Origin of the sequence: Aliterella atlantica CENA595 (assembly GCF_000952155.1) — a bacterium.
Lineage (GTDB): Bacteria > Cyanobacteriota > Cyanobacteriia > Cyanobacteriales > Chroococcidiopsidaceae > Aliterella > Aliterella atlantica.
The window spans coordinates 33,262-58,696 of the sequence record NZ_JYON01000031.1 but is presented as its reverse complement, the minus strand read 5'-3'; the positions used below and the strand labels follow the sequence as shown (position 1 = coordinate 58,696).

At 43.0% G+C, this 25,435-nt stretch carries 20 protein-coding genes and 1 pseudogene; 12 read left to right on the top strand and 9 right to left on the bottom strand.

What is annotated here, in order from left to right:
• Window positions 1–125: 125 nt before the first annotated feature.
• A pseudogene (locus tag UH38_RS21205) lies at window positions 126–386 on the top strand (PDDEXK nuclease domain-containing protein); the annotation flags it as partial.
• Window positions 387–440: 54 nt separating this feature from the next.
• Here the strand turns inward: UH38_RS21205 and UH38_RS21200 are convergent.
• The 5 genes from UH38_RS21200 to UH38_RS21180 all read right to left on the bottom strand — a co-directional run bounded on the left by UH38_RS21200 (window position 441) and on the right by UH38_RS21180 (window position 5,345).
• On the bottom strand, window positions 441–1,175 hold the full coding sequence (locus tag UH38_RS21200; RefSeq protein ID WP_045056679.1) for an SDR family oxidoreductase: 735 nt from the start codon (window positions 1,173–1,175) through the stop codon (window positions 441–443).
• Between the two features lie 60 nt (window positions 1,176–1,235).
• Window positions 1,236–2,105, bottom strand: coding sequence for an NmrA/HSCARG family protein (locus tag UH38_RS21195; RefSeq protein WP_045056678.1), 870 nt, complete (start codon window positions 2,103–2,105; stop codon window positions 1,236–1,238).
• Between the two features lie 20 nt (window positions 2,106–2,125).
• A complete protein-coding gene (locus tag UH38_RS21190) occupies window positions 2,126–3,061 on the bottom strand; it encodes an aldo/keto reductase (protein ID WP_045056677.1) in 936 nt (311 codons plus the stop codon).
• 145 nt (window positions 3,062–3,206) lie between these two features.
• Window positions 3,207–4,301, bottom strand: a complete 1,095-nt coding sequence (locus UH38_RS21185) for a glycoside hydrolase family 26 protein (protein ID WP_052672505.1) — start codon at window positions 4,299–4,301, stop codon at window positions 3,207–3,209.
• Window positions 4,302–4,319: 18 nt separating this feature from the next.
• Window positions 4,320–5,345, bottom strand: a complete 1,026-nt coding sequence (locus tag UH38_RS21180) for a DUF3466 family protein (RefSeq protein ID WP_052672504.1) — start codon at window positions 5,343–5,345, stop codon at window positions 4,320–4,322.
• Window positions 5,346–6,141: 796 nt separating this feature from the next.
• On the opposite strand from UH38_RS21180, the gene UH38_RS21175 reads away from it, so the two are divergent.
• The 5 genes from UH38_RS21175 to UH38_RS21155 all read left to right on the top strand — a co-directional run bounded on the left by UH38_RS21175 (window position 6,142) and on the right by UH38_RS21155 (window position 12,182).
• Window positions 6,142–7,287 carry a glycoside hydrolase family 26 protein gene (locus UH38_RS21175; RefSeq protein WP_200892557.1) on the top strand — a complete coding sequence of 382 codons (1,146 nt, stop codon included), beginning with the start codon at window positions 6,142–6,144 and terminating at the stop codon, window positions 7,285–7,287.
• Between the two features lie 5 nt (window positions 7,288–7,292).
• Entirely contained in the window at window positions 7,293–8,762 is a 1,470-nt protein-coding gene (locus tag UH38_RS21170) for a DUF3131 domain-containing protein (RefSeq protein ID WP_045056676.1), read from the top strand.
• Between the two features lie 58 nt (window positions 8,763–8,820).
• Window positions 8,821–10,812, top strand: coding sequence for a glycosyltransferase family 2 protein (locus UH38_RS21165; RefSeq protein ID WP_045056675.1), 1,992 nt, complete (start codon window positions 8,821–8,823; stop codon window positions 10,810–10,812).
• Window positions 10,813–11,013: 201 nt separating this feature from the next.
• The gene (locus UH38_RS21160) at window positions 11,014–11,733 is read left to right on the top strand and encodes a PIG-L deacetylase family protein (protein ID WP_045056674.1); all 720 of its coding nucleotides are present in this window, start codon (window positions 11,014–11,016) and stop codon (window positions 11,731–11,733) included.
• A gap of 122 nt (window positions 11,734–11,855) precedes the next feature.
• Window positions 11,856–12,182, top strand: coding sequence for an STAS domain-containing protein (locus UH38_RS21155; RefSeq protein WP_045056673.1), 327 nt, complete (start codon window positions 11,856–11,858; stop codon window positions 12,180–12,182).
• Between the two features lie 101 nt (window positions 12,183–12,283).
• On the opposite strand, the gene UH38_RS21150 is transcribed toward UH38_RS21155, so the two are convergent.
• On the bottom strand, window positions 12,284–13,429 hold the full coding sequence (locus UH38_RS21150) for a SpoIIE family protein phosphatase (protein ID WP_045056672.1): 1,146 nt from the start codon (window positions 13,427–13,429) through the stop codon (window positions 12,284–12,286).
• A 105-nt stretch (window positions 13,430–13,534) separates the two neighbouring features.
• Here UH38_RS21150 and UH38_RS21145 point away from each other — a divergent pair, with 105 nt between their 5' ends.
• Window positions 13,535–13,966, top strand: a complete 432-nt coding sequence (locus UH38_RS21145) for an ATP-binding protein (protein WP_045056671.1) — start codon at window positions 13,535–13,537, stop codon at window positions 13,964–13,966.
• Window positions 13,967–13,973: 7 nt separating this feature from the next.
• Here UH38_RS21145 and UH38_RS21140 read toward each other — a convergent pair whose 3' ends face one another.
• Window positions 13,974–19,340, bottom strand: a complete 5,367-nt coding sequence (locus tag UH38_RS21140) for a PAS domain S-box protein (protein WP_045056670.1) — start codon at window positions 19,338–19,340, stop codon at window positions 13,974–13,976.
• Between the two features lie 248 nt (window positions 19,341–19,588).
• Between UH38_RS21140 and UH38_RS21135 the strand changes: the two genes are divergently transcribed.
• Window positions 19,589–20,560, top strand: coding sequence for a CobW family GTP-binding protein (locus UH38_RS21135; RefSeq protein WP_045056669.1), 972 nt, complete (start codon window positions 19,589–19,591; stop codon window positions 20,558–20,560).
• A gap of 39 nt (window positions 20,561–20,599) precedes the next feature.
• On the opposite strand, the gene UH38_RS21130 is transcribed toward UH38_RS21135, so the two are convergent.
• Both UH38_RS21130 and UH38_RS21125 read right to left on the bottom strand, forming a co-directional pair.
• Window positions 20,600–21,445 (bottom strand): metal ABC transporter permease, encoded by an 846-nt coding sequence (locus tag UH38_RS21130; protein WP_235355365.1) that lies wholly within the window; start codon window positions 21,443–21,445, stop codon window positions 20,600–20,602.
• A gap of 69 nt (window positions 21,446–21,514) precedes the next feature.
• Window positions 21,515–22,258 carry a metal ABC transporter ATP-binding protein gene (locus tag UH38_RS21125; RefSeq protein ID WP_045056667.1) on the bottom strand — a complete coding sequence of 248 codons (744 nt, stop codon included), beginning with the start codon at window positions 22,256–22,258 and terminating at the stop codon, window positions 21,515–21,517.
• 66 nt (window positions 22,259–22,324) lie between these two features.
• Here UH38_RS21125 and UH38_RS21120 point away from each other — a divergent pair, with 66 nt between their 5' ends.
• From UH38_RS21120 to UH38_RS21105, 4 genes are all read left to right on the top strand, one after another.
• Complete coding sequence (locus tag UH38_RS21120; RefSeq protein WP_045056666.1) at window positions 22,325–23,338, top strand: metal ABC transporter solute-binding protein, Zn/Mn family; 1,014 nt, start codon at window positions 22,325–22,327, stop codon at window positions 23,336–23,338.
• Between the two features lie 34 nt (window positions 23,339–23,372).
• Window positions 23,373–24,509, top strand: coding sequence for a WD40 repeat domain-containing protein (locus UH38_RS21115; protein WP_045056665.1), 1,137 nt, complete (start codon window positions 23,373–23,375; stop codon window positions 24,507–24,509).
• A gap of 399 nt (window positions 24,510–24,908) precedes the next feature.
• Entirely contained in the window at window positions 24,909–25,256 is a 348-nt protein-coding gene (locus tag UH38_RS21110) for a hypothetical protein (RefSeq protein ID WP_045056664.1), read from the top strand.
• Window positions 25,253–25,432: a hypothetical protein gene (locus UH38_RS21105; RefSeq protein ID WP_045056663.1), complete on the top strand. Its 180-nt coding sequence runs from the start codon at window positions 25,253–25,255 to the stop codon at window positions 25,430–25,432. The genes UH38_RS21110 and UH38_RS21105 overlap by 4 nt, the downstream gene beginning before the upstream one ends.
• The last annotated feature ends 3 nt before the right edge of the window (window positions 25,433–25,435 follow it).

The following is a 25,435-nucleotide window of genomic DNA, read 5'->3' as shown; positions in this document are numbered from 1 at the left end:
TTCGCCTTGTTTTACTGCCTCAATCGCTTTGCAGCGCAGGTCATAACTGTAGGGGGCTGGCATAGTTACTCCTGAACTTTCCTCTACCTCTACAATAACGTCCTAACCCAATTGATTAAGGCTATAAGATGAATTTTTACCTTTCAGTCATCGACGACTTGCTACGTCACCCAGATGACCAACCTAGTATTGGCATAATTTTGTGTAAAGGTAAAAATCAGGCGATCGCTGAGTATGCTTTGCGCGATCTCAATAAACCAATTGGCGTTTCTGCTTACGAGCTTCAAAATGCACTACCAGAGCAAATAAAAAGCAGTTTGCCAACGATTGAAGAATTGGAAAATGTGTTAGAAACGGTTTCTGTAAAAGCCACAGATGAACAATAGACTTCTGGCAAATCGATGGGGAAGCGAAAAGGTCGATTACCAAATGAAAAGCATTTATGCGAAGCCACCATTAGCACGTAAAACTTGAGCATTAATCCAACCGCCATCAGTACCAGCAAGAAATGACACCACATTGGCGATGTCTTCCACCTGACCGAGACGTTCCAGGGGAGGAACTTTGCTTAACTGCTCGATCTCCGTGTCGTTTTTCCCTTTAAGAAAGAGATCCGTCGCAACTGGACCTGGGGCAACAGCGTTTACAGTGATGTTGCGTCCCCGTAGCTCATTAGCAAGAACGTGTACTAATCCCTCAACTCCGGCTTTAGAAGCAATATAAGCACCGTAGGTTGGGAATGCCTTGGCGACGACGCTACTAGAAAAGGCAATAATGCGTCCGCCTGACGATACGTGCCGAGCCGCCTGCGCTAATAGGAGAAAAGTACCGCGCAAATTAGTTGCAATTACTTTGTCAAATGCCTCAATATCGCCATCCGCGATCGCTGCTAGTGGCATAATGCCCGCACAATGCACCACAACAGCGATCTCTCCAAATTTGTGCAACGTCTCCTGAAAGAGACGCTCTACATCAGCAACATTCGACATATCTGCCTGCACCGCGATCGCCTTTCCGCCACCGGACTCAACTTCGGCTACAGTTTTTTCTGCTTTCTGGGCATTGCCGGAATAATGCACCACAACCGCGAACCCGTCCTGGGCGAGTCGAATAGCAACGGCTCGTCCAATGCCCCCCGATGCCCCGGTGACAATGGCAACCTGCTTATTTTCCATCTCGATTACTCCTTAATTGCAACTGTTCTACGTTCTCTCTATCTAAAGCTGGCTCTCTTTCTAACTTTCGCTTGGATTTGCCCAGCCGATTGAGCGTAAATAAGATTCAAGGTCAGTCAGTACGGGAAAATCTTGTTTTAACTGCGCCAAATCTGCTGCATAGCCGACGTTCTCAAACCAGCGATACATAATGGTAATTTCTTCTCCAGCTTGCTGCTCAAATGCTTCAAACGGGATTTGTTGGTATTCAACATTTTTTCCCAAAACGTGGCTGAATGCAGCAGCAATTTCTGTCATCGTCATCTCTGCGCTGGCAACTTCAATTTCGCGGTTCAAGAAATCTGCGCTGCGCGAGAATACTTCGGCAACCATTTCTCCATAATCTTCTTCACTAAGTTGCTGCAATCTTGTTTCAGGACTGAGCGGTTGGGGGAACGTTCCCTGCTCAACCATCGGGCGCATTGCTTTGTAGTTGTAAAAGAAGAAAACCGGACGTAGAATTGTGTAAGGTAGACCGATCGCGCGGATGTATTCTTCGATTTGAAACTTGCTGTCGAAATGGGGAACTCTAGTATTGCGTTCTGCACTGCCTACCGAACTATAGACAAAATGATCGATACCTGCTGTTTTTGCGGCATCTGCGATCGCTTTGCCATCACGAATTTCCGCATCTAACCCATCTTGGAAGGTTTGCACCGAAAACACCCCCCAAGCGCCTTGCAGAGCATTGTCGAGGGAAGGGCGACTTTTGAAATCTCCTTCTACAAGTTCTGCGCCTGCTTGTTTGAGTGCTTGAGCCGCAGGCTTATTTGGGTCGCGCACTAAAGCGCGAACCGTAAACCCATGTTGCAGAAGATGGCGGGCGATCGCACCGCCTTGGTTGCCAGTCGCTCCTGTGACGAGAATGGTTTGATTTGAAGAATTTACCATTTTTATCTTCCTTGCTTAGATTACGCCGACATCAACTGCTGAATGCGTTCTGGCTCCTTACCTAACCAATCAGGATTTTGGGCAGTGCTATCGAAAATTGATGAAGTTTTGAATGGCTCATACTCACCGCGCGATGCTGCCTCTGCCGTTTTGGCTAGCAGAAGTTGCTCCTGCTGCTCGTCCATCGGTTGGAACGTCTGCACAGCCTCAAACGCTTGGTCGAGAATCTCCATGCTGTCAATTCCCGCAATCACAACCGATGTAGGCAAATTTAGGGCGTAGTGCAAGCACTCAATTGGCGTGACGGTATTCGACCGTAACAAAATACCGTTTGCCATAGTTTTCATGCCTAGAATACCAATGTTTTGTTTAACCAGTTCTGGCACAACCAGCTTGGCAAAGCTGCGGTAGTGGGCATCCATTACATTTAGCGGCATCTGAGCAGTATCAAACTTAAACCCATTTTCGGCGGCAACTTGGAGCATGTGCAGGTGAATCTGGGGGTCTTTATGCCCAGTAAAGCCGATGTATCGCAATTTCCCAGCTTGACGCGCCTCGATAAAGGCAGCATTTGACCCTTCTTCGTCAAATACGCGATGCGGATCTTCAAAGCGGAGAATTTCGTGATGCTGGACGAGATCGATGCAATCAACTTGCAGGCGTTTTAGAGATTCGTCTATTTGTTTAGTGGCTTCTTGCTTGGAACGACCGTCAATTTTCGTCATCAAAAATACTTTGTCGCGGTAGCCACCTTGCAGTGCTTTGCCCATGCGAGTCTCGCTGACTCCACCATTGTAGTCCCAACTGTTGTCCATAAAAGTGATGCCGCGATCGATCGCTGTACGCACGATGCGGATACCCAGTTCCTCGTCAACGTTCTTCAAGGCGATATGCCAACCGCCTAAGCCAATTGCCGAAACTCTCTCGCCTGTACTACCTAATTCCCGATATAGCATTTATAAAGACGTACTTCCTAATATTTCTCCTTAACCTCAAGAATCTCGTTGTTAATTGTTGTTAGCGTCTCTCATCAGGTAGATATGTCTGTGTAGCGCGATCGCACACTCTAGCTCAAGATAAGAGAACGCCCTTAGTTTTTCTTTACTGCCCAGCAAATTGAGCATCTGTAATTAGGCGCGGATCTGCAATATTAGGTGCAACAAAGTTACTCGCACCCACTGAATTACTGTAGCCTGTATGGGTTATATACATCTGCGAGTTGTAAGTAAAACTGCTATCGCCTCTATTACCACCGAAAACAGCCCAATCTGTCTCTTTGTCTTCGTTGAAATAGATAATCATGTTGATATTTTGGGCGATCGCATAATTAAATGTATCTGTTAACCACTGCGATTTAGCTGCTATATCTGTCCCTGCGTTTGTTGCTGTAGTGCTAGCAACTTCAGTAATCGTCAAGGGTTTATTTGTTATCGCCCGCAAGCGACTAACCATCGGACTAAAAACTTCACTAGGAGTTTGCCAACTCGACCAATTTTGACTTGTACCCCAATTGTAGCCATCGATCGCAATCCAATTTACGTACGCATCACCTGGATAATAAGATTCAGCGCTATAACCGCCTACATCTGTATTATTTACGCACCAAACCCACTGCAAATGTTTGGCATCTAGTCCCTTGCTATCAAAAATAGCCTTGGTATGTTTCCACATATTAATGTAGTCGTTGGGATTATTACCGCCTACCGCAGCACTCCAGGGATACCAGTTGCCGTTCATTTCATGACCTAAACGGATATAAGCGCGGCGATCGTCGCTAGTATTGTAAATCCCATCTGGTCCGCTGAGGAATTTCTTTAAGCGAGTAGACCAATTTTGAATATAAGTGTCGTAATTGCCTTTGGCTGCAAGTACCTCAACATTACTGGGCGTAGAAGCACATAGCACTGGTTCCCAAGTAATCATCGGTACGTTTTGATTGTTCCAGATGTAATTTAGTTGGTGGTTAAATAAGTTATCTAAAGCCTGAGGTTGGTCGCACCAATTTGTAAATGCGTTAACTACAGCAGTCTTTTTACCTTGCCAGCTTTCTAGTGCTTGTACTTTGTTCATCTCCCAACCTTGGTTGCCGTAGTAAACGCCTTGCAGCGTCTCATTAGCTAATACAGGTTGAGTCAAAGAAGCAAGGGGAAGTAAGCACGCGAGTACAGTTTTAGCGATCGCTTTTAAGCATTTCATAATGTTATTTATCGTTATTTAATTAGCTGGGGACAATATAAAAGCACTATTTTTGCCATGAAATACGCCAGTACCCGTAATTTGACCGCGATTATTGATGTCATGGGCTTCGGCTAAAAACCAACCAGAATTAGCAGGAAGTAAGCTATTGAGGTCAATCATCTTGCCTTCGCTGTATATAAAAGCGGTGCTAGTACCTCTGTTATTGCCAGAACTACCTACTATTTGCCCAGAGTCATTTATGCCGTAAGCAATGCTATTTGCTTGCTTGGGTAATGTACCGAGGTCAATCATCTTGCCTTGGCTGTAAACAAAGGCGTGGGAGTCTCCATTTGCTGTAGTTGAAGTCCCGACTACTTGACCGGATTTATTGATGCTATAAGCTTCGCTGCGATCGCCTCCTGCTAAAGTACCTAAGTCAGTCATTTTCCCACCGCTGTAAAGGAAGGCGCGATAGTGACCGCTAGTAGTATTTGAGTAACCAACTACTTGACCTGAATCGTTGATTTGGTTGGCATAACTGTCTTTACCGCCAAGAGTACCGAGGTCATTTAGCTTGCCGTTGCTATACAAAAAGGCATGGGAGTCATCGCTGGCGTTGTCAAAGTAGCCGACTACTAACCCAGAATTATTAATGCCTCTGGCGTAAACATTTTTGTTGCTATTGCCAATATTAGTAACTTTCCCTTCACTGTAAAGGAAAGCGCGATTGTTACCACTAGGATTTGTCCAATAACCGATCGCTTGACCTAAATCGTTGATATCTTGGGCGTAGCTGTACTTACCGCCTGTAAAAGTATCGATATCTTTAATTTGACCTGCCGCGTACGTGAAGGCATGGTTGTTGTAGTAGCGTTTGTTAGTGGTGGAAGTCCCGACTACTTGCCCTAAGTTATTAATTCCAGTAGCCCGCACGTATCCACCTGGTGTCAAGCTGCTAATATCGCTAATTGAGTAGTTTACGGGCATAGCGCTAGTCGCTTGAGGTATGGCAATACTAATTGCCGCGATCGCTATTGCTAATCGGCTGATGTAACCATGCATAGTATTTATATGAATTGAAGATTTATAAGTAAGAAATACTCATCTGCATTCATAATAAGCTGGGCTTATAGAGAAAAAGTTCAGTTATTTTGCGGAAATATGAATATTTTTTCCTGAAAAACAATTTAAGTACAATCAACTAATTTATGTAAAGTTATTGTTAAGTTCTTAATGAAATCAATGAATAAAATATAAAGTTCGATGATATTGCTCTTTATTTAGGTTTGGTGCAGTTAGCAATTTTGCTATTAAAGGTCGTATATTTAAACTTACAATAAACCATTAAAGCTCTGCACAGAGCCGCTTTAAAATCATTGTTTTTGCAAATCGGCGAATTTCAAAGCTTGCGAAGGCTATACAAATTAATGCAAATATTTGTACCTAAATATTTTTCAATAAACACTTAGTTGCAACAAGCAAGTTTAAATAGATTGTTTTTAAGTAATGTGTTTCTACCCAATTAGGTATAGAGATAAACAAAAAATATTTAAATCCTAAACTCAATAACAACTATAAAATAAACAAATATATCGCGTGTAAGTATGTAAAGCAATAAGTAACAACAAGTTAATAACAGAAGGTAGGCGTGAGAAGTATTTATAAATTCAATCTAGTAATTTACGCCCCAATATTGCTCAAAACACCAAAATTTAGCTTATTTAGCTCATCAATATTAGCGTAACAAGAACCAATATTTCGCAAGATTAGTTAGTCAAACTTGTTAGCAAGCTGGGGAAATTGGGAATACTGCTTAACAAGCAATCAGACTTTGATGCCAACAGCAAGAAATATGAGAATGTCTGTCAACTATCTGGTCAACGCGCTATCTAATTTGGGAGGTTCCCTCACCGGACACGTTGTTTGGGCTCTTAACCCGACCAAAACAAGTGTCCTCCCGAATCCGCGCGTCAAAGCTAAACCGCAACAGTGGTTAATGCTGGTAATGCTAATTTTGCTAGGCTGCTTGGGTAGTAAAAACACGCAAGCAATAGCTGATGGAGTCAAGCGCCTGGAAACTCCTCCCGTACTACTAGGTTTATATGCTCCTAACTATTTAGGAGAGCAACGAGTTATTGATAACGAATTGCGCCAAGTAGATAATTGGGCGGGAAAGCGCCATGCGATCGCCGGATTTTTTATGGATATTGAAGACTCCAACCCATCCTACAATATCGGTCAGCGCTTGGAAAGGTTGCGCCAAAACGGTTATACAGCTTTTATCAATCTCGATTCCACGCGATCGGCAAGCGCAATTGCTAGAGGAGATACAGACAATTCTTTACGCAAATTGGCTCAAGCGTACTCCCAATGGTCAAAACAAGGCAAAGGACGCATCGCTTTTATCGCTCCTTTCCAAGAAATGAATATTCCTGGCGAAACTTACAGCCAAGATCCGCAGAATTTCAAACTTGCTTATCAACGCATTCAACAAATATTTCAACAAGCAGGTGTCGCTCCTCATAAAGTACGTTGGGTATTTGCACCTAATGGTTGGAGTCAAGACCAAACGCATCGCTTTGAAAATTATTATCCTGGCAACACGCAAGTCGATGTAGTAGCTTTTAGCGCGTACAACTGGGGATATTGTACTAACTCTAGCTGGAAACACTGGAGTAGCCCCCAGGAAGTGTACGAGCCTTATATTGCGAGAATGCGATCGCTTGCTCCTAACAAGCCAATATTCATCGCTCAAACAGCTACTACCAGCAACACCCAAACCGGACAACAAAGTAGCGTCAAAGATCGATGGTTGCGCGACTCTTATACATATTTAGCAAATAAAGGCGTAAGAGCTATTTTGTACTTCAACATTAACAAAGAGTGCGATTGGGCATTGTATAGCAGCGCGAGTAAGTCTCCTGGCTATCAACAAGCAGTAGCAAATCCTGCTTTTAGATATGTATCGCCTGTTGAGTTAGCTGGAATGAATCTTGCTAGATAAAGCTCATGATAGGAATAACCACAGCAGTTCTACACTCGGCATTGTATGCAACAAGTCAGCAACCCCCAGTTTGTTTGAGCAAGCAATGTCCTCCAGCTATTAACTCGAATCAAGTTCCCGCTTTGATAATTGCTGCTCCCAATAACTTTAATCCCGATCCATCACCAGCACCAAAGCCTAAGATTGAGCGGATACCACTACCTAAGCCAATTGTAACCCCCAAACCTACACCGCAACTACCTAAGCCGATTGCACCCCCAAAACCCGCTCTGCAACAGCCTATACCTACAGTAGTGCCTTCTGCTCCTCCTGCGCCGATAATTGCGCCACGCTTAACTAAAGAAGCAGATAAAATCGCTGCTTTAAAAGCTTGGAAGTATTTTGAACGCAATTGGAACGAGCAAACAGGTTTAGTAAATTCGGTTGATAACTTACCTTGGACGACAATGTGGGATCAAGGTAGTGCATTACTGGGGATTCATGCTGCTAGGCAATTAGGTTTAATAACTGCTGATAGATTTAACCAAAGGATGAATACTATGTTGCAGACGTTAGCAAAATTGCCCTTACCTGCAACCAAGTTACCCAACAAAGCTTATAGCACTGATACAGCCCAAATGCGCCAACTTAATAATACTCCTGACCCCCAGGGTAAAAGCGGTTGGTCGGCGTTGGATATGGCGAGATTGTTGTTAGGATTGCACGTAATTCGGGCGAATTATCCCGAACATCGCGATCGCATTAACAATATAGTCGCGCGTTGGGATTTAGCCAAACTGGTTAAAGATGGTTGGCTGCAAGGTGCTATTCCCCAAGCTGGGGGATTTCAGCTAGTACAAGAAGGACGTTTAGGCTACGAACAATATGCCGCCCATAGCTTAAAACTATGGAATATTACTGCCAACAAGGCTTTGCAAGGTCCGCCAGTCAAGTCAGTTAAAGTCGATGGCGTAGCGTTGCAAGTTGACGAGCGCAACTTTAGCAATTCTGGTGCTACCAACTATTTAACCAACGATCCTTATTTGCTTTGGGGTTTAGAGATGGGTTGGAGCGATAAAGTTAAGCCGCAAGTCGAAAATTTACTCAAATTGCAAGCACAAAGATACAAGCGTACTGGGATTTTAACTGCTGTAAATGAAGATTCCTTAGATCGTCCGCCTTACTTTCTCTATTACAGCGTTTATGCCAACGGTCAGCCTTGGCAAGTTGTAAATACTCAAGGACAAGCTTATCCACATTTACGTTTTCTCAGTACCAAAGCTGCTTTTGCTTGGTCTGCACTACTACCTAACGATCCTTATGCTCAAAAATTACGTAACTTTGTCCAGAATTTAGCGGCGCAAAATCGCGGTTACTTTTCTGGGAAATATGAAAATTCCAAGCTGGGGGTAAATGCCTCTGTTGACGTTAATACTAATGCCATTGTGCTAGAAAGTTTGCTTTATCAAGCTAGAAGACAGCCACTTACCCAGTGACCAGTGACCAGTTACCAGGCTAGAAACAGAAAATCAATTACCTTATAAAGATATCAATATGACCTCAATCTCTCTTGCTAAAAATCCGGCAAATTTTACGGGTAATACCCGCTCCCACCTGAAAAAAAGAACGTTGCTATTTCGCTACTTAGCTGAAATCAATCTGATTTTTGGTGCTTGGTATTTGCTGTGGCGAATTGGGCATTCGATTAACTTTGATGCGCTGTGGCTGTCTATTCCTTTACTAATTGCAGAAATATATAGCTATTTTGGCGGTGTGATGTTTGTAATTGGGTTGTGGCGACCTTTGGAGCGGCAAATAAAGTCTCTCGACCAGCTTACACCACCTATGCCGCGTTCTGAGTGGGCAACGGTTGATGTCTTTGTTACTTGCTATAACGAACCGCCAGAAATTGTTGAAGAGACTGCTAGAGCAGCTTTAGCGATAGATTATCCCGCGACAAAGTTGCACGTTTACGTACTAGATGATGGCAACTCTGCTGACATGAGAGCGATGACAGAAAAACTGTGTCTGGAAGATTTGCGATCGCCTTTGTTGCAACAAGAAGCCGCTAAGATTGACGCAGAACGTGCCGCAATCATCGAGCGGATTGAGCAGTTAGAAAGCCTCACGCCAGAAGTTGAAGCTGCCGAACAATTTTTGCAAAATCCAGCATTTGCAGGCGCTACAGAGCAAAAAGCAGTCAGGTTTTTACAACGCCTGCGGCAATTACTCGGTTGGTTTCATCCTGAAGATCGTAGTATAAGCGATCGCTTATTAGCCGAACGCCAACTTTTAGAGGCAGATATCGAGCGGATCGAACACCAATTGAGCAACCTTGCACGCTTTCGCTATATTGCTCGTCCCAAACCTGTAGGCGTTCCTCACCACGCCAAAGCAGGCAATCTTAACTATGCCATTTTTTCCGGCGAAACTTCGGGCGAATTTATCTTAACGCTTGATGCCGATCACATTCCCAAGCCTCAATTCCTCAAGCGCGTTTTACCTTATTTCTACAACTACAACTTGCTTGCAGGTAAATACGAACCCAACCGAATCGCTTTTGTGCAGACTCGTCAAGACTTTTACAATATCCCCCAAGGCGATCCTTTTGGTCATCAAGCAAATCTATTTTACGGACCTTTGCAACAAGGCAAAGATGGCATGAATGCGGCTTTCTACACTGGTACAAATGCGGTACTAAGACGCGAAGCATTAGTCAGTGTAGGATTGCAACATTTTTCTGATGAGTACGCCAAAGATGAAAAACGCCTAGATGAATTTGAATTAATTGGCGGTGTATCGAGCAATAGCATTACCGAAGATATGAATACAGCCATGCGCTTGCATGGTGCTGGCTGGAAATCTATTTATCACAACGAACTATTAGCAGAAGGTTTAGCGCCTGACGATCTTAGTTCTACCCTCAAACAACGCCTGCGGTGGGCGCAAGGCACAATTCAAGTGTTGGTACGCGAAAATCCCCTTACTAAGAGGGGGCTAACTTTTTGGCAGCGCTTGCATTATTTCAAAACGATGTATAGCTATTTTTCTGGCTTCGCTACCTTCATATTCATCATTTGCCCAATTATTTACTTTTTTACGGGGATTGTACCTGTCAAATCCTACGGCGCTGATTTTGCCTTGCACTTTTTCCCTGCTTTTATTATCAATCGCCTGACATTCATGACGGCTACTTGGGGGATTCCTGCTAGAGAAGTGTGGCGTTCGGAGCAATATGCGATCGCGTTATTCCCCTTACTCATTCAAGCTGTATGGAGTGTCTTTACCAATCGCCCGATCAAGTTTCAAGTTACGCCCAAGCAGCGGCAATCGGGAGTATATCTTCAGCTAGTTTTGCCGCAGTTAATTATCTTCGGGCTAACAATTCTCGGCATTGTTTGGAGCATTTATCGTTATGTCACAGGAACTCTAGATTATCCTTGGGTTTACTTGCTTAACAGTGCTTGGGCTATTTACAACTTGTCTCTATTGTGGGCAATTATTCACGCTGCTATTTGGCAACCACCTCAGACAGTGAGCAAATAATTCGTAATTCGTAATTCGTAATTCGTAATTTAAGAAACTTACAAGCCCCTTAATTTATTAATGGAGAAACAAAATGCATAGCTCATTGTTCCCAGCCACGAATTCCCGCTTTGCGGATTGACCAGTTACCAGTTAAATAATTCACATTTACCTAGTTACAGTTTGGATTGATGTTTTCTATGTCAACTCTTTATTGAATTTATGAATGCAAACACCACGATCGAACCCAATTTTTCTGTTAATATGTCGCAGCAAACTGTACTGACGATTTATGCTCATGCTGATGACGAAGTTTTACCTGCTGCTGGTACTTTACGTTTGATGTCTGAGGCAGGTTGGAAGATTCATTGTTTGATTTTGACTGATGGTAATCTTTCGCGATCGTCAATTAAGAATATTCGCCATTTGGAAGCAGAGGCGGCGGGTAAATTGATCGGTGCTACTTATGAGTTTCATGCGTTGGAAGAGGGGAATTTTTCCACGCAAGCAGTAATTAAAGTTACTGAAGAAGCAATTAAAACTTGGCAGCCAGATTTGATTATTACTCATGCTCCCCAGCCTGAAAAGTACGGACATCGAGATCATGAAGTATGTGCGATCGCTGTCTCTAATGTTGCTACTCGCAAAAATATCTCTCTATGGTATTCTGCTCCGCCTGTTTTCTTACGGGGATTTGAACCAAATTTCTTTGTAGATATTAGCTCGGTAATTGAGGAAAAAATTGCTGCTATTGGCTGCTATGAATCGGAAGAATCGAAAACATTTATGCAACTAGATGCAATTCTCGTTTTATCTCGATTTTGGGCGCGGGAGTTAGGACAAAAAGATGGCTACTTTGAAGCATTTGAAATTTCTCGTCAATGCGTCAATGCTAATTTCTTTGTCGCACTTGCTAGCAGTAGGAATAAAGTTTTAAATTGATTGCTTATTTAGTAAAAATTAGACTAAATGGGTAAATATCTCCTATTTAGTCTTGCCATTTCTAATAAGTAGATGCCAAAATATAGCAAACATTAAAATTAGTTTTACAGGAAAATAGAATTATGAGTCCTTCTGTTAAAGTTGTTCAACCTGCTGGAATTTTAGATGGAATCAAAGGTCACGAACTACGCCGCAATATCAATGATGTTGTAGCTAATGGAGCCGATATTGTACTGATTGATTTTCAAGACGTTAAATTTATGGATAGTTCGGGTTTAGGTGCTTTAGTTTCAGCGATGAAAACTGTAAAAACATCAGGTGGTAAGCTTTGTCTTTGCTCTGTTAAAGACCAAGTAAGAATGATTTTTGAACTAACTAAAATGGATCGCGTTTTTGAAAGTTTTGCCGATCGCGCAGAATTTGACCAAAAGGTATTAGCTAGTAAGTAGATGATTTGTTTTTGCTAACAAAGCTATAATATTGGAGTAAAGCCGTAAACTAGATTTTACTCCAATTACTATTAGTTTAATGTTTGCGAAAATAGCAGTTACTAATCGAATTCTACTTTTAAAAGCGATAAATCGTCATCTAAAGTATCTTTATTACTTATACCTACAATCTGCTGTAATAACTTTTCTAAGCTAGAGTTAGAAACAGTAAAATCTTGCAGCAAATGAGTTAAAGCACTAACTCCCCAAATTGTGTCATCCAACTGCTGAATTTCATAAGCACCATCGCTAAAAATGTATAAGGTACTATCTTGGGCGATCGCGCAAGAATTGCAATCAAAATCAACGTCAGGCAAAAATCCAATTGGCAATCCCGTCGAGTCTAGTTGTTCAACTTTACTAGAATTTTTCTCTATTAATATAGCTGGTGGATGTCCTGCATTGGCATAAATAAGTTGACGCTGCTTACGATTATAAACTCCATACCAAATAGTAAAATATTTTTCGCCATGACTAACCATTTGAAAAGCAGAATTTAGCGCTTTTAAAACTTCGCTTGGCTGATAAAAATTAGTTTTAGGCAAAGATTGCGATCGCATTACGTTGAGTACCGATACAGATAGTAACGCCGAACCTACCCCATGTCCCGATACATCCAATAAATAGATTGCTAAATGGTCGTCGTCAAGCCAATAATAATCAAAACAATCGCCCCCCAATTGAGCAGAAGGAACAAACAAAGCTTCAGTATTAATATTACCAACCAACGGCGTGGGTAAAAGACTCCGCACGTAATCAGCAGCTTCAGCTAGTTCGGAACGCAAATTTTGATTTAGCGCTTCTAATGCTTGTTTTTGTACTTGCAAATCCTGATTCAATTGATGAATGCGTAACCCTGCTCTTACCCTAGCTTTTAATTCGTTCATTTCTAAAGGTTTAGACAAGAATTCATCTGCTCCTGCATCTAATCCCTCGACTCGATCCTCTACTTCTCCTTTAGCAGTTAAAAGAATAAAAAAAGTAGTTGCCAATTCTGGTTGTGATTTGATGCGGCGACATACTTCTAAGCCATCAAGATTAGCCATCATCCAATCGCAAATAATTAAAGCTGGGCGAATTAGTACCGCCTGTTTAATTCCCTCTTCGCCATTACTAGCTATGGTAGTATCGTAACCTTGATTTTGTAGTGTTTTTTTCAGCGCTGCTCTAATAATTGGATCGTCATCAATAATCAGGATTTTAAACATAATAAAGTTTTATTTTGCTAATTTAAATTATTTGTTAAATCTAGATCGAAATTAGTTTAGAATGAACTAAATTATCATTATATCAAATTAATATCGTTACCAAAAGTGATAAACAAAATTCATCTACAAACAAATACAGATATTACTGCATCAGAGCAAGTTTTATCATGGTTTGAGCAATTAAACCAATCGCATAGTATTAGTGCAGAAATTTGGTGGCAGTGTCAAACTTTACTGCAAGAAGGATTTATAAATATTGTCGAACACGCTCATAAAAATTTACCAAATTGTACGCCAATCGATATCGAAGCTGTGCGATTGAATACCAGTATAGAGATTAGAATTTGGGGATATGGCGAAAGCTTCAATATGGAGGAAAAATTACAAGAAATAGACGAATTTGAAGCTAACGATGGCGATCGCGGACGGGGGTTAAAAATTATGTCAGCGATCGCCGATCGCATGAGCTACGAACAAATGCCAGATCGTAGATATTGTCTATTTCTGAGCAAGTCGTACCAGCCAGTTAAGGTTTAGTAGTTAATTATTGCTCCTGAAGATAATTTTGCACGCTATTGATAAAATTCTCAAATTTAGCTAGTAAATCGCCCGTACCTCTACGTTCTTGATTGAGAGCTATTTCTTCCAACTTGATTGCTGCTTGATACATAGTTTTAGCGCCGATGTTACCAGTTACACCTTTAAGGTGATGAGCTTCTCGCCCAACTTGGGTAAAGTCTGAAGAAGCGATCGCATCTTTTGTAGCAGCCACATGAACTTGCATATCCTCAACTAGCATTTGCAACAGTTCGATTTCAAAATCGCGATCGCCATCTGATAGCTGGTGCAAAGTTTCCCAATCAATCGGGAGCGCAGTATCTACAGCATCAACTTGTGCTACTGGCGACTTCTTAGCAAAGATGGTATTAGCCCAACGCTCGATAATTGCGGCTAATTCTGCTTTAATTACAGGCTTACTGAGGTAATCATCCATACCTGCATCTAAACATCTTTGCTTGTCTTCTGTCATCGCATTAGCTGTAACGGCGATGATTACTGGGCGAGTACCATTGACAAAACAACTTTCATCCCACTGGCGAATTTCGCGCGTAGCTTCCAAACCATCTAAAACTGGCATTTGACAATCCATCAAAATCAAGTCATAAGCAACTTCCTTAAGTAGCTGCAAAACTTCTTGTCCGTTAGCCGCGATATCTGCGGGTTCGTAGCCAATACTTTTTAACTGCTTGATTGCAACTTTTTGATTAACTAGATTATCTTCAGCAAGTAAAATTCGCAGACTAGATTGAGACTGAGATGGTACTGCTTCTATCTGCTGGATCTGCGGTTCTATTTCGGGCGAACCTAATATATTGACAATCGTATCAAAGAGTCGAGATGGTTTGACAGGCTTGACAAGATAAGCAGCAAAACCGACATCAAGCGCATTCTTGACTTCATCGCGTTGATTGGTAGAAGTCAGCATAATTAAAGGTAAATCGGCAAAACCAGAAGCTCTAATTTGCGCTCCTAAAGTTATGCCATCAACTTCAGGCATTTGCATATCAATCGCTACTAGATCGTAAGGTAGATTTTGCCCCTTTGCTTGTTGCAAAGCCACCATCGCCGCAGAGGCGCTGTCAGCCTCACCTACTTGCATTCCCCAACGAGTCGCTTGGTAATTGACAATCGTCCGATTGGTAACGTTGTCATCTACTACTAATAACCGTTTATTAGCTAGCAAGCTACAGTCGTTTACATTTACAACTGGTTGGAGTTGCTTAGAGAAAGTCACCTCAAACCAAAACTTAGAACCTATACCTAGTTCGCTTTCTAGTCCAATTTCCCCTTGCATTAAGGTGACGAGTTGCTTGCAAATTGCCAAACCCAAACCCGTACCGCCAAACTTGCGCGTAGTCGAAGCATCTACTTGGATAAAAGGAGAAAATAGCTTATCGCGATCTTCCGGTGCAATTCCTAAGCCTGTATCGCTAATTGCAAAGCGGATCTTTGCTGTAGTTGCAGTTTCCGATCGCAATTCTGCCCTGACTACTACTTCTCCTTGGCTAGTAAACTTGATTGCGTTGCCAATTAAGTTCATGAAAATTTGCCGCAAGCGCCCTGCATCTCCTTGTAAATGCGTAGGAACATTGCGATAAATCAGCGCCGCAATTTCTAAGCCTTTATTGTGAGCTTGGGGCGCAAGTAGTTCTAATACCTCCTCAACACAGGTAGATAAATCGAAATTATACTTGTCTAGCACCATCTCGCCAGCTTCTAACTTGGAAAGATCCAAAATCTCATTAATCAAGCTTAAAAGCGCGTCACCACTAATCCGCACCGTCTCCATAAAATCTCGTTGTTCTGGAGTTAGAGAAGTTTCTAAAATTAGCCCTGTCATGCCTAAAATTGCATTCATGGGCGTGCGAATTTCATGGCTCATATTCGCCAAAAAATTACTCTTGGTTTGCGATGCAAGTTCAGCTTGGCGGCGGGCAATTTCTAGCTCTTGGCGTTGCTGAGTTTCCGCTTGCAATAGTTGAGCTTGAGTTAAAGCGATCGCTACTTGATCGGCTAATTGTTGCAACAGATCGAACTCAAAATCCGTCCATTGGCGCGGGCGATCGCATTGATGAGCAATTAGCAGCCCCCAAAGTTCGCCTTTGAGCAAAATTGGCATGACTAAATTAGCTTTCACACCGTTGCGTTGCAGCATTTGCTTGTAGCTATGTTGAAGATTGCTGGCATCTAAGTCAGCGATCGCAAGTCCTTTGCCTTGACGGTAGATGTTGTAGACTTCGCCAAAATTACCGTGATTAATACTTTGCCCTTGCATAGCGTTGCAACCAGGTGCAACTGCTTCGGTGACAATAGTTCCAGCGTTACTAGAGCCTAGCTGATAAACTAATACTCGATCGCAGGAAAGAATTTTTTGTACCTCTGCAACAGTAGTTTGGAGAATGTCAGCTACTTGCAACGATTGACGCAATTTGAGCGTAATTTCGGTAAATAGTTGCGAGCGCAAATTTTGCAAGTTGAGCGCTTCTTCTGCTTGCTTGCGTTCGGTGATATCAATGCCCACACCTCCGAGCATAGGGCGATCGCTACTATCTTTAATGAGAAACTTCAGAACTAACCAATGGTGCAGACAGCCATCAGCTAGAGTTACGCTTTCAATTGCTTGGCAAGTTTTCTCTGTAGAGAAGACAGTAAGATCGTTATGCCGCACTTGGTTTGCAACCTTTAGTGGCAACCAATCGAAATCAGTCTTACCTAACAAATCTGCCGAACTAATATTAAACGCAGATTCTAAAGGCTCGTTGACGTAAACATAGCGTCCCTCTTCGTCCTTAATAAAGGCAATGACAGGACTATTATTCATAAACGTTTGGAAACGTTCTTCGCTGCTTTGCAGGGCAAGGAGCGCTTGTTTGCGCTGGGTAATGTCGCTGGCAATGGCAATAAAGCCAGTAATATTATCGTTACTATCGCGCAAAGCCGTTACCGACAGCATTACCGGAAACTTACTACCATCTTGGCGGATAAAAGACCATTCTCTTTCCTCTATCTCTCCATGACGTGCTTTAGCAACCAACACCTCAAATCCAGGCTCAATAGTAATCCCTAGCTCTTGTGACAATTCTTCTGCTCGTTGCTCTACTTCACTCCAATCGTGGAAAATAGCTGGAGTTGTCTTGCCGATTACTTTTTGAGAACTATAGCCTAATGCCTTTTGTGCGGCGGCGTTGAAGGTGGTAATCGTGCCATCTAATTCAGTAGATACGATCGCATAATTGGCACTATCTAAAATTGCCCGTTGCAGAGTCGTTGTATGTTGCAAGGCAACTTCTGCTTGCTTGCGCTTCATAAACTGACCGATTTGGCTGCCAATTGCTGCCATCATTTCCAGCAATTCGGGATCTGGTTGCTGGCTTTTACGGCTAAAGAATACCATCGCTCCCAAAAAGTCGCTACCGCTATGGATGGGAAACCCAAAAGCCGAGTGCAATCCAGATTCTAGGGCAACTTTAGTTCTGTGGAAGTTGGCATCGCAGCTTAAATCGCTAATCCATACAGGTTGAATACTAGCCCAAACTCTTCCAGGAAGTCCCACACCAGGCGCAAAAGCGATCGCTTGTGTAACTTGCCCAAAGTTTGTTATGTCTATAGATGGTAAGTGCCAAGTTTTTAGGCATTGCAGTACATTTGCTTGCGCTTCCACACTCCACAATTCGCCTAATTCCCACTCTAGATTTTGGCAAATTGCTTGCAAAATTTTTGGGGTGACAATGCCTAAAGTATCTGATTCAGCTAGGATGCGCGTGACAGCGTGTTGTACCAATAAACGTTGTTCGGCGCGTTTGCGTTCGCTGATGTCAATGCCAGTGCTAATAATATATTCAACTTCACCTTGGTTGTTAAATAAAGCGCTGTTAGACCAAGCAATGCGCCGACGATTGCCATCTTTTGTGCGCCAGTAGTTTTCGTGTTCGTTAGGAAACTTTGTTTGGGAAAGTTGGGTAAAGAGATTTTTAACCGCTTCTAGTTCTTCGCCAATCAAAAAGAGATCCCAAAAATACCTATCTCTAACTTCATCGAAAGAGTATCCTGTTGTTTGTTCGCAAGATGAGTTGAAGCGAACAATTTTGCCTTGAGCATCTAGCACCACAACTAAAGCACTTGCCGTATCGATAATGGCGGAAATAAAGTTGCGTTCTTTTTTTAGCGCTATTTCTATCTGTTTGCGCTCGGTAAATTCGCTATATATCAGGTAATATAATGCTGCTAGCAGCGTCAGAACTAATAGCAGAGCGATCGCCAGCACCAAAATTGTATTTCTCGCACTTGCCCTTGCTGCTGCTGAATGCTGCGCGAGCAAAGCTTTCTCCTGTTGTTTCATCTGGGCAATAATTTGACGGATATCATCCATCAGTTGCTTGCCTTGGTTTGTCTTCACAACTTGCAATGCAGCTTCAAGTCCTTGTTCCCGTCGCAAATCGATTGTTGTTTTCAGTTCGGCTAATTTTTGCGCGACTAAAGGTTCGAGTAGGTTTAACTGTTGCTGCTGTTTGGGGTTATTTGCAGTTAAATTTCTGATAATTTGAAGTTCTTGATTAACCTCAAGACTTGCTGAGGAGTAAGGTGCTAAATAATTACCATCTGCGGTAATTAAGTAGCCGCGCTGCCCTGTTTCAGCATCTTTTAGCTGGGAAAGGACTTCTTCTAAGGCGTTGATTTTCTCTTCGCTGGTTTGGACTTGCTGGTTGATGTCAATTAATTTCGTTATGCTGCGATATGAAACTAAGCTCACAGCTAGTAATATCAACGATGTGATACAAAAGCCGCCAGCAATCTTTTTGAAAAACTGCTGGCGCGTCTTCTCTGTCTTACGTTCGCTTGCAGTAACAAGGGTCAGATTAGCTAAATTGCGCCGCATTTCTAGTTGCTTGACGACTTGACGACCAATTAATCGCAATGCTTCTAATTGTTCGGGAGTAAGTTCTCGCGGTATGTAATCAAGAGTACAAAGCGTTCCTAATGCGTGTCCTTCAGGGTTGTGCAGCGGCACACCTGTATAAAATCGAAATTTTGGGTCGGAAGTTACTAAAGGATTAGTTGCAAAGCGATCGTCAGTGGCAGTATTGGGAACCATCAAAACGTCGGGTTGCAAAATTGTATGAGCGCAAAAAGCAATATCGCGGGGTACTTCGTTGAGCGATCCCAAACCAGTATTGGATTTAATCCACAAGCGATCGCGATCGACTAAATTAATTAAAGCAACAGGAGTGCCGCAAATATAAGAAGCTAATTGGGTAAGGTCGTCAAAGGCTGCCTCTGCTGGAGTATCCAGGATTTTATACTGCAAGAGTGCCTCTATTCTTTGCGCTTCGTTGTCTGGTAATAGTGTCATCTTCAGCCTTATCCACCGCTTTTACCAGTGGGAGCAAATAAAATCTTTATTTGCTAGGTTGCCCAAATTAGTAAACGATCTCACTATTAATTTGCCTCTATTAGCCTTTTTCCAGCAAAATAGGCGCAATCAATATTTGGCTTTTTGCATTAATAATACTGTTGCTGTGTTTTTAGTCTATGTGTGACTAAAATTCTCTATGATATTTTGAGAGTGATTATCATTCTCTAAAAAGAGGTATTCGTAGTATGGTCGCTAACGAGACAATCGATATAGTGCCTGTAACAGTGCTTACTGGCTATTTGGGAGCAGGGAAAACAACCTTACTCAATCGCATCTTGACTCACGAACATGGCTTAAAGGTAGCTGTGATTGTCAATGAGTTTGGAGAAGTGGGAATCGATAACCAATTAGTTATCGATGCAGACGAAGAAATATTTGAGATGAACAATGGCTGTATTTGCTGCACAGTCAGAGGCGATCTGATTCGGATTATTGGCAATTTGATGCGGCGGCGGGATAAATTTGACCATTTAGTAATTGAAACAACAGGACTTGCTGACCCCGCACCAGTAATTCAAACTTTCTTTGTGGATGAAGATATGCAGGGTCAATTAGCTCTAGATGCAGTAGTGACGGTAGTTGATGCCAAACACATTTGGTCGCATTGGGAAAGTAGCGAAGCGCAGGAGCAAATTGCGTTTGCGGATGTAATTTTGCTCAATAAAACAGACTTAGTAACAAATGACGTGCTAGAAGAACTAGAACAAAGGATTAAAGGCATGAATGCTCTAGCCAAAATCTACCGTACCCGCAACGCCGAGCTAGAAATGGATGCCCTCTTAGGGGTAGGAGCGTTCGATCTCAACCGCGCTTTAGAAATCGATCCGCAATTTTTGCATGAAACGGCACACGAGCATGATGAAAGCGTTGCTTCTGTGGCTTTGGTAGCATCAGGCAGATTAGATATGCAAAAGTTAAACGATTGGATTAGCTATTTGTTACAAACTCAAGGAACAGATATCTTTCGCATGAAAGGCATTGTCAATATTGCAGGCGAAGACCATCGCTTTGTATTTCAAGGAGTACATATGCTGTTTGACGGCAAACGCGATCGCGCCTGGAAGCCTAATGAAGTCCGCAAAAATGAATTGGTATTCATCGGGCGTAACTTGAACGAGGCGCAACTAAAAGAGGACTTTCAAGCGTGTCTAGTGTAAAACAAGGCTTTGAATTGGCGGTGCTTCCTGCGTGTAGAGCTATTCGCGGCGTTTGAGTAGACCTAGACGGCGCATAGTTGCGGTACTTCCCCTTGGGTTCGGTCGAGTTAAAATTCCTTGAGATGGGCTAAATAGTAGTGCTAGTAAAAATAAACTAGATGACAGCAAGACGATCGCCGGACCCGAAGGCAAGTTCCAGTAATAACTCAGGTAGACACCACAAATACTAGAGATTGCGCCTAAAATCGCTCCTACAATCATCATCTGATGCAGTTCTTTGACTAACAAATAGGCAGTCAAAGCAGGACCAACCAGTAAAGAAATTACCAGAATTACTCCCACTGCTTGCATACTAGCGATAATTGTAAGAGTAATAGCTGCCATGAAACCAAAGTAAATTGTGTTAGTAGGTAAGCCAACCGCCTGAGCGCCAGTTTTATCAAAGGTGTAAAACAATAATTCTTTGTAGAACAGTTGGATCGCAAGCAAAATCAAAACGGCGATCGCCAACGCTCTGTAAATATCATGGGGTGCTACTCCTAAAATATCGCCAAACAAGAAGCTATCGAGATCGAGTTTATTTTTCAGTACAGTAATTAGCGTGACTCCCAACGCAAAAAAAGTAGAAAATGTCAGTGCCATCGCTGCATCAACTTTGACCCGTGTTTGGGAACGAATCCAAGCAATCAGAAACGCTCCTAAAATGCCAGACCCAAACGCACCTACAAGAATATCAATACCCAAAAAGAATGAAATTGATAACCCTGGGAGAACGCAGTGGGCGATGACATCGCCGAGCATTGCCATCCGCTGCACAATCAGATAACTGCCGACTACTGGACAGAGAATGCCGACGATCGCGCCAATAGCGATCGCGTTACGCATGAATTCGTAATTAAGAGGTTCTATTAGCAGGTTAAACACGAGCAGTAAGGGAATAAATAAGTAGATGGTTTAGCAGAAAAAAGACGTTTCTATCTTTTGATGCCAAGAATTTCCCAAGTAGCTGCCATAAGCTTGATGCAGATTTTCAGGAGTCATTACTTGTTGTGGCGAACCTTCGGCAATCAAAGATTGATTGAGCAACAGCAATCGATCGAGTTGGCTGAGCGACTGTCCCCATTCATGGGTACTAAGAATCAAAATTTTACCAAGCGATCGCAATTGGGCAAAAACTTCTAGCATCACGGCTTCGGTTTTCTTATCCACACCTGTAAATGGTTCGTCAAACAAAAACAGATCCGCCTGTTGAGCCAAAGCCCGCGCTAAAAACACCCGCTGCTGCTGTCCGCCAGAAAGTTCGCCAATGCGGCGATGGTGAAGATTTAGCATTTTTACTCGTTTCAATGCCGTTTCCACAGTTTCTTTGGTCGCTCTATTGGGTCTGCGGAACCATCCTAGCTGACGAATTTGCGCCATCATCACAACGTTCCAAACGGTGATGGGGTAATCCCAATCAATTTGCGATCGCTGCGGAATATATGCCACTTTTGCTAACTGTTGGTGTAGCGGACAGGTGCAATAGTTAACAACACCACCCGCAGGAACTAAGCCTAATAATGCTTTTAATAGCGTACTTTTGCCTGCTCCATTCGGTCCAATGATGCCCACCAGTTGACCTGGCTCTACTGCAAAACTTACCGGATTAAGTCCACGTACGCCCCGATAATTGACAGCAAGCTGCCGAACCTCTAACATGAATACCTAAAATAAGAATGATTATCATTATATACTGAGAAGACGATTCAGAAGTGACAATGCATTATGCCGATTCAGCGCCATCAAACCTGGGGTAGCACGCTGTTAGCGATCGCTGCTAGTATACTCAGCGCTTGCAGCGAATCTACATCGACCAATCAAAATAGCCCAACTAATGTGACTAATACTGCTGCTACCAGCACAAATCTAAAAGTAGTAGCAACCAGCAGCGTGCTATGCGATATGACCAAAACCATTGCTGCTACCACAATCGATCTAACTTGCTTAGTAAAAGCGGGAATCGATCCCCACGTTTATGAGCCAACACCAGAAGACCGCAAGGCGATCGAAGATGCCCAGCTTATTTTCTACTCTGGCTACGACTTTGAACCTAGTTTAATCAAACTAATTAAAGCCTCTTCTCATCCCGCCACCAAAGTTGCAGTTGGTGAAGTAGCTGTTCCCCAACCACTGATGGGCGAACACGCCCACGAAGGCGATGAAAAGCAAGCCCAAGCAGAAGAACCCGACCCGCATATCTGGCACGATGCCAAAAATGGGGTGCAAATGGTGAGAGTAATGCAAGCCAACCTGACGCAAGCTGCACCAGAAAATACCAATCTCTATACCCAAAATGCTCAAGCGCTGTCCGCAGAACTAACCCAGATTGATAGCTGGATTAAGTCTCAAATTGCCACCATTCCATCAAACTCGCGCAAACTGGTAACAACTCACGATGCACTAGCATATTACTCTGCAGCTTACAACATTCCAGTTGCAGGGGCATTACAAGGTTTCAGTACAGAAGAAAAGCCTACTGCTGCAAGAGTAAGACAACTGACTCAAGAGATTAAAGCCGAGCGAGTACCGACCATTTTTGCGGAAGTTGCCAGCAATTCCCAACTAATTGAAACAGTAGCAAAAGAAGCGAATGTGCAACTGTCCGAGCGAGAACTATTTGTTGATGGGCTGGGAGTAGCAGGCAGCGAGGGCGATACTTACCCCAAAATGCTAATTGCCAATACAAAAGCGATCGCCTTGGGCTTGGGAGGGCGATATACCGCGTTTGCGCCCAAGTAGTTCTACTTTTATAGTCGTTAACAAGCGAGCAGCAATGAAATCCTCAACTACAAATTCCCCTCAATTTGACTTGCATTGGCGGGGGACACTAGCAGACTACGTAACAGCGATCGCCTGGTCGCCTCAAGGTAAGGTTTTAGCCATAAGTTCCGCCGCCGGAGAAGTAATGCTGTGGCGGGATCTCGCTCCAGCAGAAAGCAACTGGTCTTTGCTGCCTTTACAAATGGCTGAGAATCAATCGCTAGACTGCCTAGCTTTTTCGCAAGATGGGCAGTACCTTGCTGCTGGCGGTCAAGCTGGGCAGGTAAAAATTTGGCGTTTGCGTGAGGAAACCAGAACTTACCGCTGTAAACCCTTCCACACGATCGAAAATGCACCTGCTTGGGTAGACAAGTTGGCTTGGAATCCTGTTAGCAATCAGCTAGCTTTCAGCTTAGGGCGCTATGTCCAAGTGTGGGATGCAGATATGGGTGAGGTAGTTGCTACGCTGAATTTTGATAATTCTTCTGTGCTAGATTTGCATTGGAGTCCTGATGGGCAGTACCTAGCGATCGCAGGTTATCAGGGAGCCAAAATCTGGAACTCCCAAGATTGGGATGACGATCCTCATGTGGTGGTAGTGCCTTCGGCAAGTTTGGCGGTTTCTTGGTCGCCGGATGGCAAGTATCTTGCTTGTGGAAATATGGACCGCACGATCGCCGTTATCGAGTGGCACAACTCAATCGCCTCAAAAAGCGATCGTCCAAATCAAAATTTTTTTCCTTGGGTAATGCGCGGTTTTCCTGGGAAAATTCGCCAGCTTGCCTGGTCGCAACCTCAAAAGCTAGGTACTTCTCTATTAGCTGCTTCTAGTGTTGAAGGTATTGTGGTATGGGAAAGGGCTGATGAGTCTATAGGCTGGGAAAGTAGATTATTACAACAGCACAGTGGAGTTATACAAGCGCTTGCCTTTCAGCCCCATAGCTTGTTACTCGCTTCAGCATCGGAGGATGGTTGGGTTTGTTTGTGGCAAAAAGCGAAGAAATTAGCCCAAATTCTTCCTGGCGCACCTAATGGATTTTCTTGTCTAGCTTGGCATCCCCAAGGGCGACAACTGGCGGCTGGAGGTCAAAGCGGTGAAGTGCTGATTTGGGCGCAAGGTATGCGCGGTCAAGGATTTAGTAGGCATTAGAACTACTCTTGCCATTTTAATAGCAGGTTGCATATCTAGGAGCAGCTAATATCGTTCCATCACTCTAAGCCGAAGAAAATAAGAAATGCTCCAATTCATTGATGTTAAAAATAGCACCTTGCATTCGATTCATCAACGCCATTAGTGTGAAAAACCCGCTCGATAAATGTGAAAATGGAAAGACTCTAAGCCAAGGTTTAAGTAGATTAAAAAAAATGAAAGGTTGAATAACTAGACGAAAATTCTTCCATCTTCAACGCTTGTTCCACCAATCATGCTCTAGGAATCTTGCTATAACTGGGTTTGTCAGTTTAGTTACACCTTGCTCTGAATTGTTATTCAAAACTTCTGCATGAAGACTAACCATCAGGTAAGCACTCATGACTATTGATTACAAAAATGACAATCCCCCCTGAAATTCTTAGTCTTGTCGAACAGTTAAACCAACAACTCGATAGTATTGACGAGCAAGCAAATGAAGGACTTGCTATAGCAATCCAACTTTTAGAGCGTTTTCCCAACAATGCCAGACTAATTGGCTTATCTGCTAACCTTGGCAACATACTATTTTTCGTTTATAGCTTTAGAAATCGGATTGAAGGCATAACTGAGAGAATATCTGGTATTACTGCAAGTAACAATGCTATTAGGGAAGCGGGCGAGGAGTTGTCAGAGATTTGGGGAAGAGTTCTAGAATGTAAGATAATAGTTGATAGGTCTGTTGTTGTCTTGAAGGATTTGCAATGAACGAGCCACAAATGACCCCAGAGCAAGAAGCCCTTTTAGATGAAGCCTTTAAATACTCCCAATTAGCAGAGCAGAAAGCAAGAGAATTGTGGGAATGGGGAGAGGCTTTTGCCGCTAAGTGGGAAAAACGCCTGCAAGATGCTGAAGTTGCTGCCAAATCTGAAGTAAAAGATTAGATA

Coding starts and splice junctions, on each gene's coding strand:
- UH38_RS21200 (WP_045056679.1), bottom strand. CDS start 1,175: ATGGAAAATAAGCAGGTTGCCATTGTCACCGGGGCATCGGGGGGCATT.
- UH38_RS21195 (WP_045056678.1), bottom strand. CDS start 2,105: ATGGTAAATTCTTCAAATCAAACCATTCTCGTCACAGGAGCGACTGGC.
- UH38_RS21190 (WP_045056677.1), bottom strand. CDS start 3,061: ATGCTATATCGGGAATTAGGTAGTACAGGCGAGAGAGTTTCGGCAATT.
- UH38_RS21185 (WP_052672505.1), bottom strand. CDS start 4,301: ATGAAATGCTTAAAAGCGATCGCTAAAACTGTACTCGCGTGCTTACTT.
- UH38_RS21180 (WP_052672504.1), bottom strand. CDS start 5,345: ATGCATGGTTACATCAGCCGATTAGCAATAGCGATCGCGGCAATTAGT.
- UH38_RS21175 (WP_200892557.1), top strand. CDS start 6,142: ATGTCTGTCAACTATCTGGTCAACGCGCTATCTAATTTGGGAGGTTCC.
- UH38_RS21170 (WP_045056676.1), top strand. CDS start 7,293: ATGATAGGAATAACCACAGCAGTTCTACACTCGGCATTGTATGCAACA.
- UH38_RS21165 (WP_045056675.1), top strand. CDS start 8,821: ATGACCTCAATCTCTCTTGCTAAAAATCCGGCAAATTTTACGGGTAAT.
- UH38_RS21160 (WP_045056674.1), top strand. CDS start 11,014: ATGAATGCAAACACCACGATCGAACCCAATTTTTCTGTTAATATGTCG.
- UH38_RS21155 (WP_045056673.1), top strand. CDS start 11,856: ATGAGTCCTTCTGTTAAAGTTGTTCAACCTGCTGGAATTTTAGATGGA.
- UH38_RS21150 (WP_045056672.1), bottom strand. CDS start 13,429: ATGTTTAAAATCCTGATTATTGATGACGATCCAATTATTAGAGCAGCG.
- UH38_RS21140 (WP_045056670.1), bottom strand. CDS start 19,340: ATGACACTATTACCAGACAACGAAGCGCAAAGAATAGAGGCACTCTTG.
- UH38_RS21135 (WP_045056669.1), top strand. CDS start 19,589: ATGGTCGCTAACGAGACAATCGATATAGTGCCTGTAACAGTGCTTACT.
- UH38_RS21130 (WP_235355365.1), bottom strand. CDS start 21,445: ATGCGTAACGCGATCGCTATTGGCGCGATCGTCGGCATTCTCTGTCCA.
- UH38_RS21125 (WP_045056667.1), bottom strand. CDS start 22,258: ATGTTAGAGGTTCGGCAGCTTGCTGTCAATTATCGGGGCGTACGTGGA.
- UH38_RS21120 (WP_045056666.1), top strand. CDS start 22,325: ATGCCGATTCAGCGCCATCAAACCTGGGGTAGCACGCTGTTAGCGATC.
- UH38_RS21115 (WP_045056665.1), top strand. CDS start 23,373: ATGAAATCCTCAACTACAAATTCCCCTCAATTTGACTTGCATTGGCGG.
- UH38_RS21110 (WP_045056664.1), top strand. CDS start 24,909: ATGACAATCCCCCCTGAAATTCTTAGTCTTGTCGAACAGTTAAACCAA.
- UH38_RS21105 (WP_045056663.1), top strand. CDS start 25,253: ATGAACGAGCCACAAATGACCCCAGAGCAAGAAGCCCTTTTAGATGAA.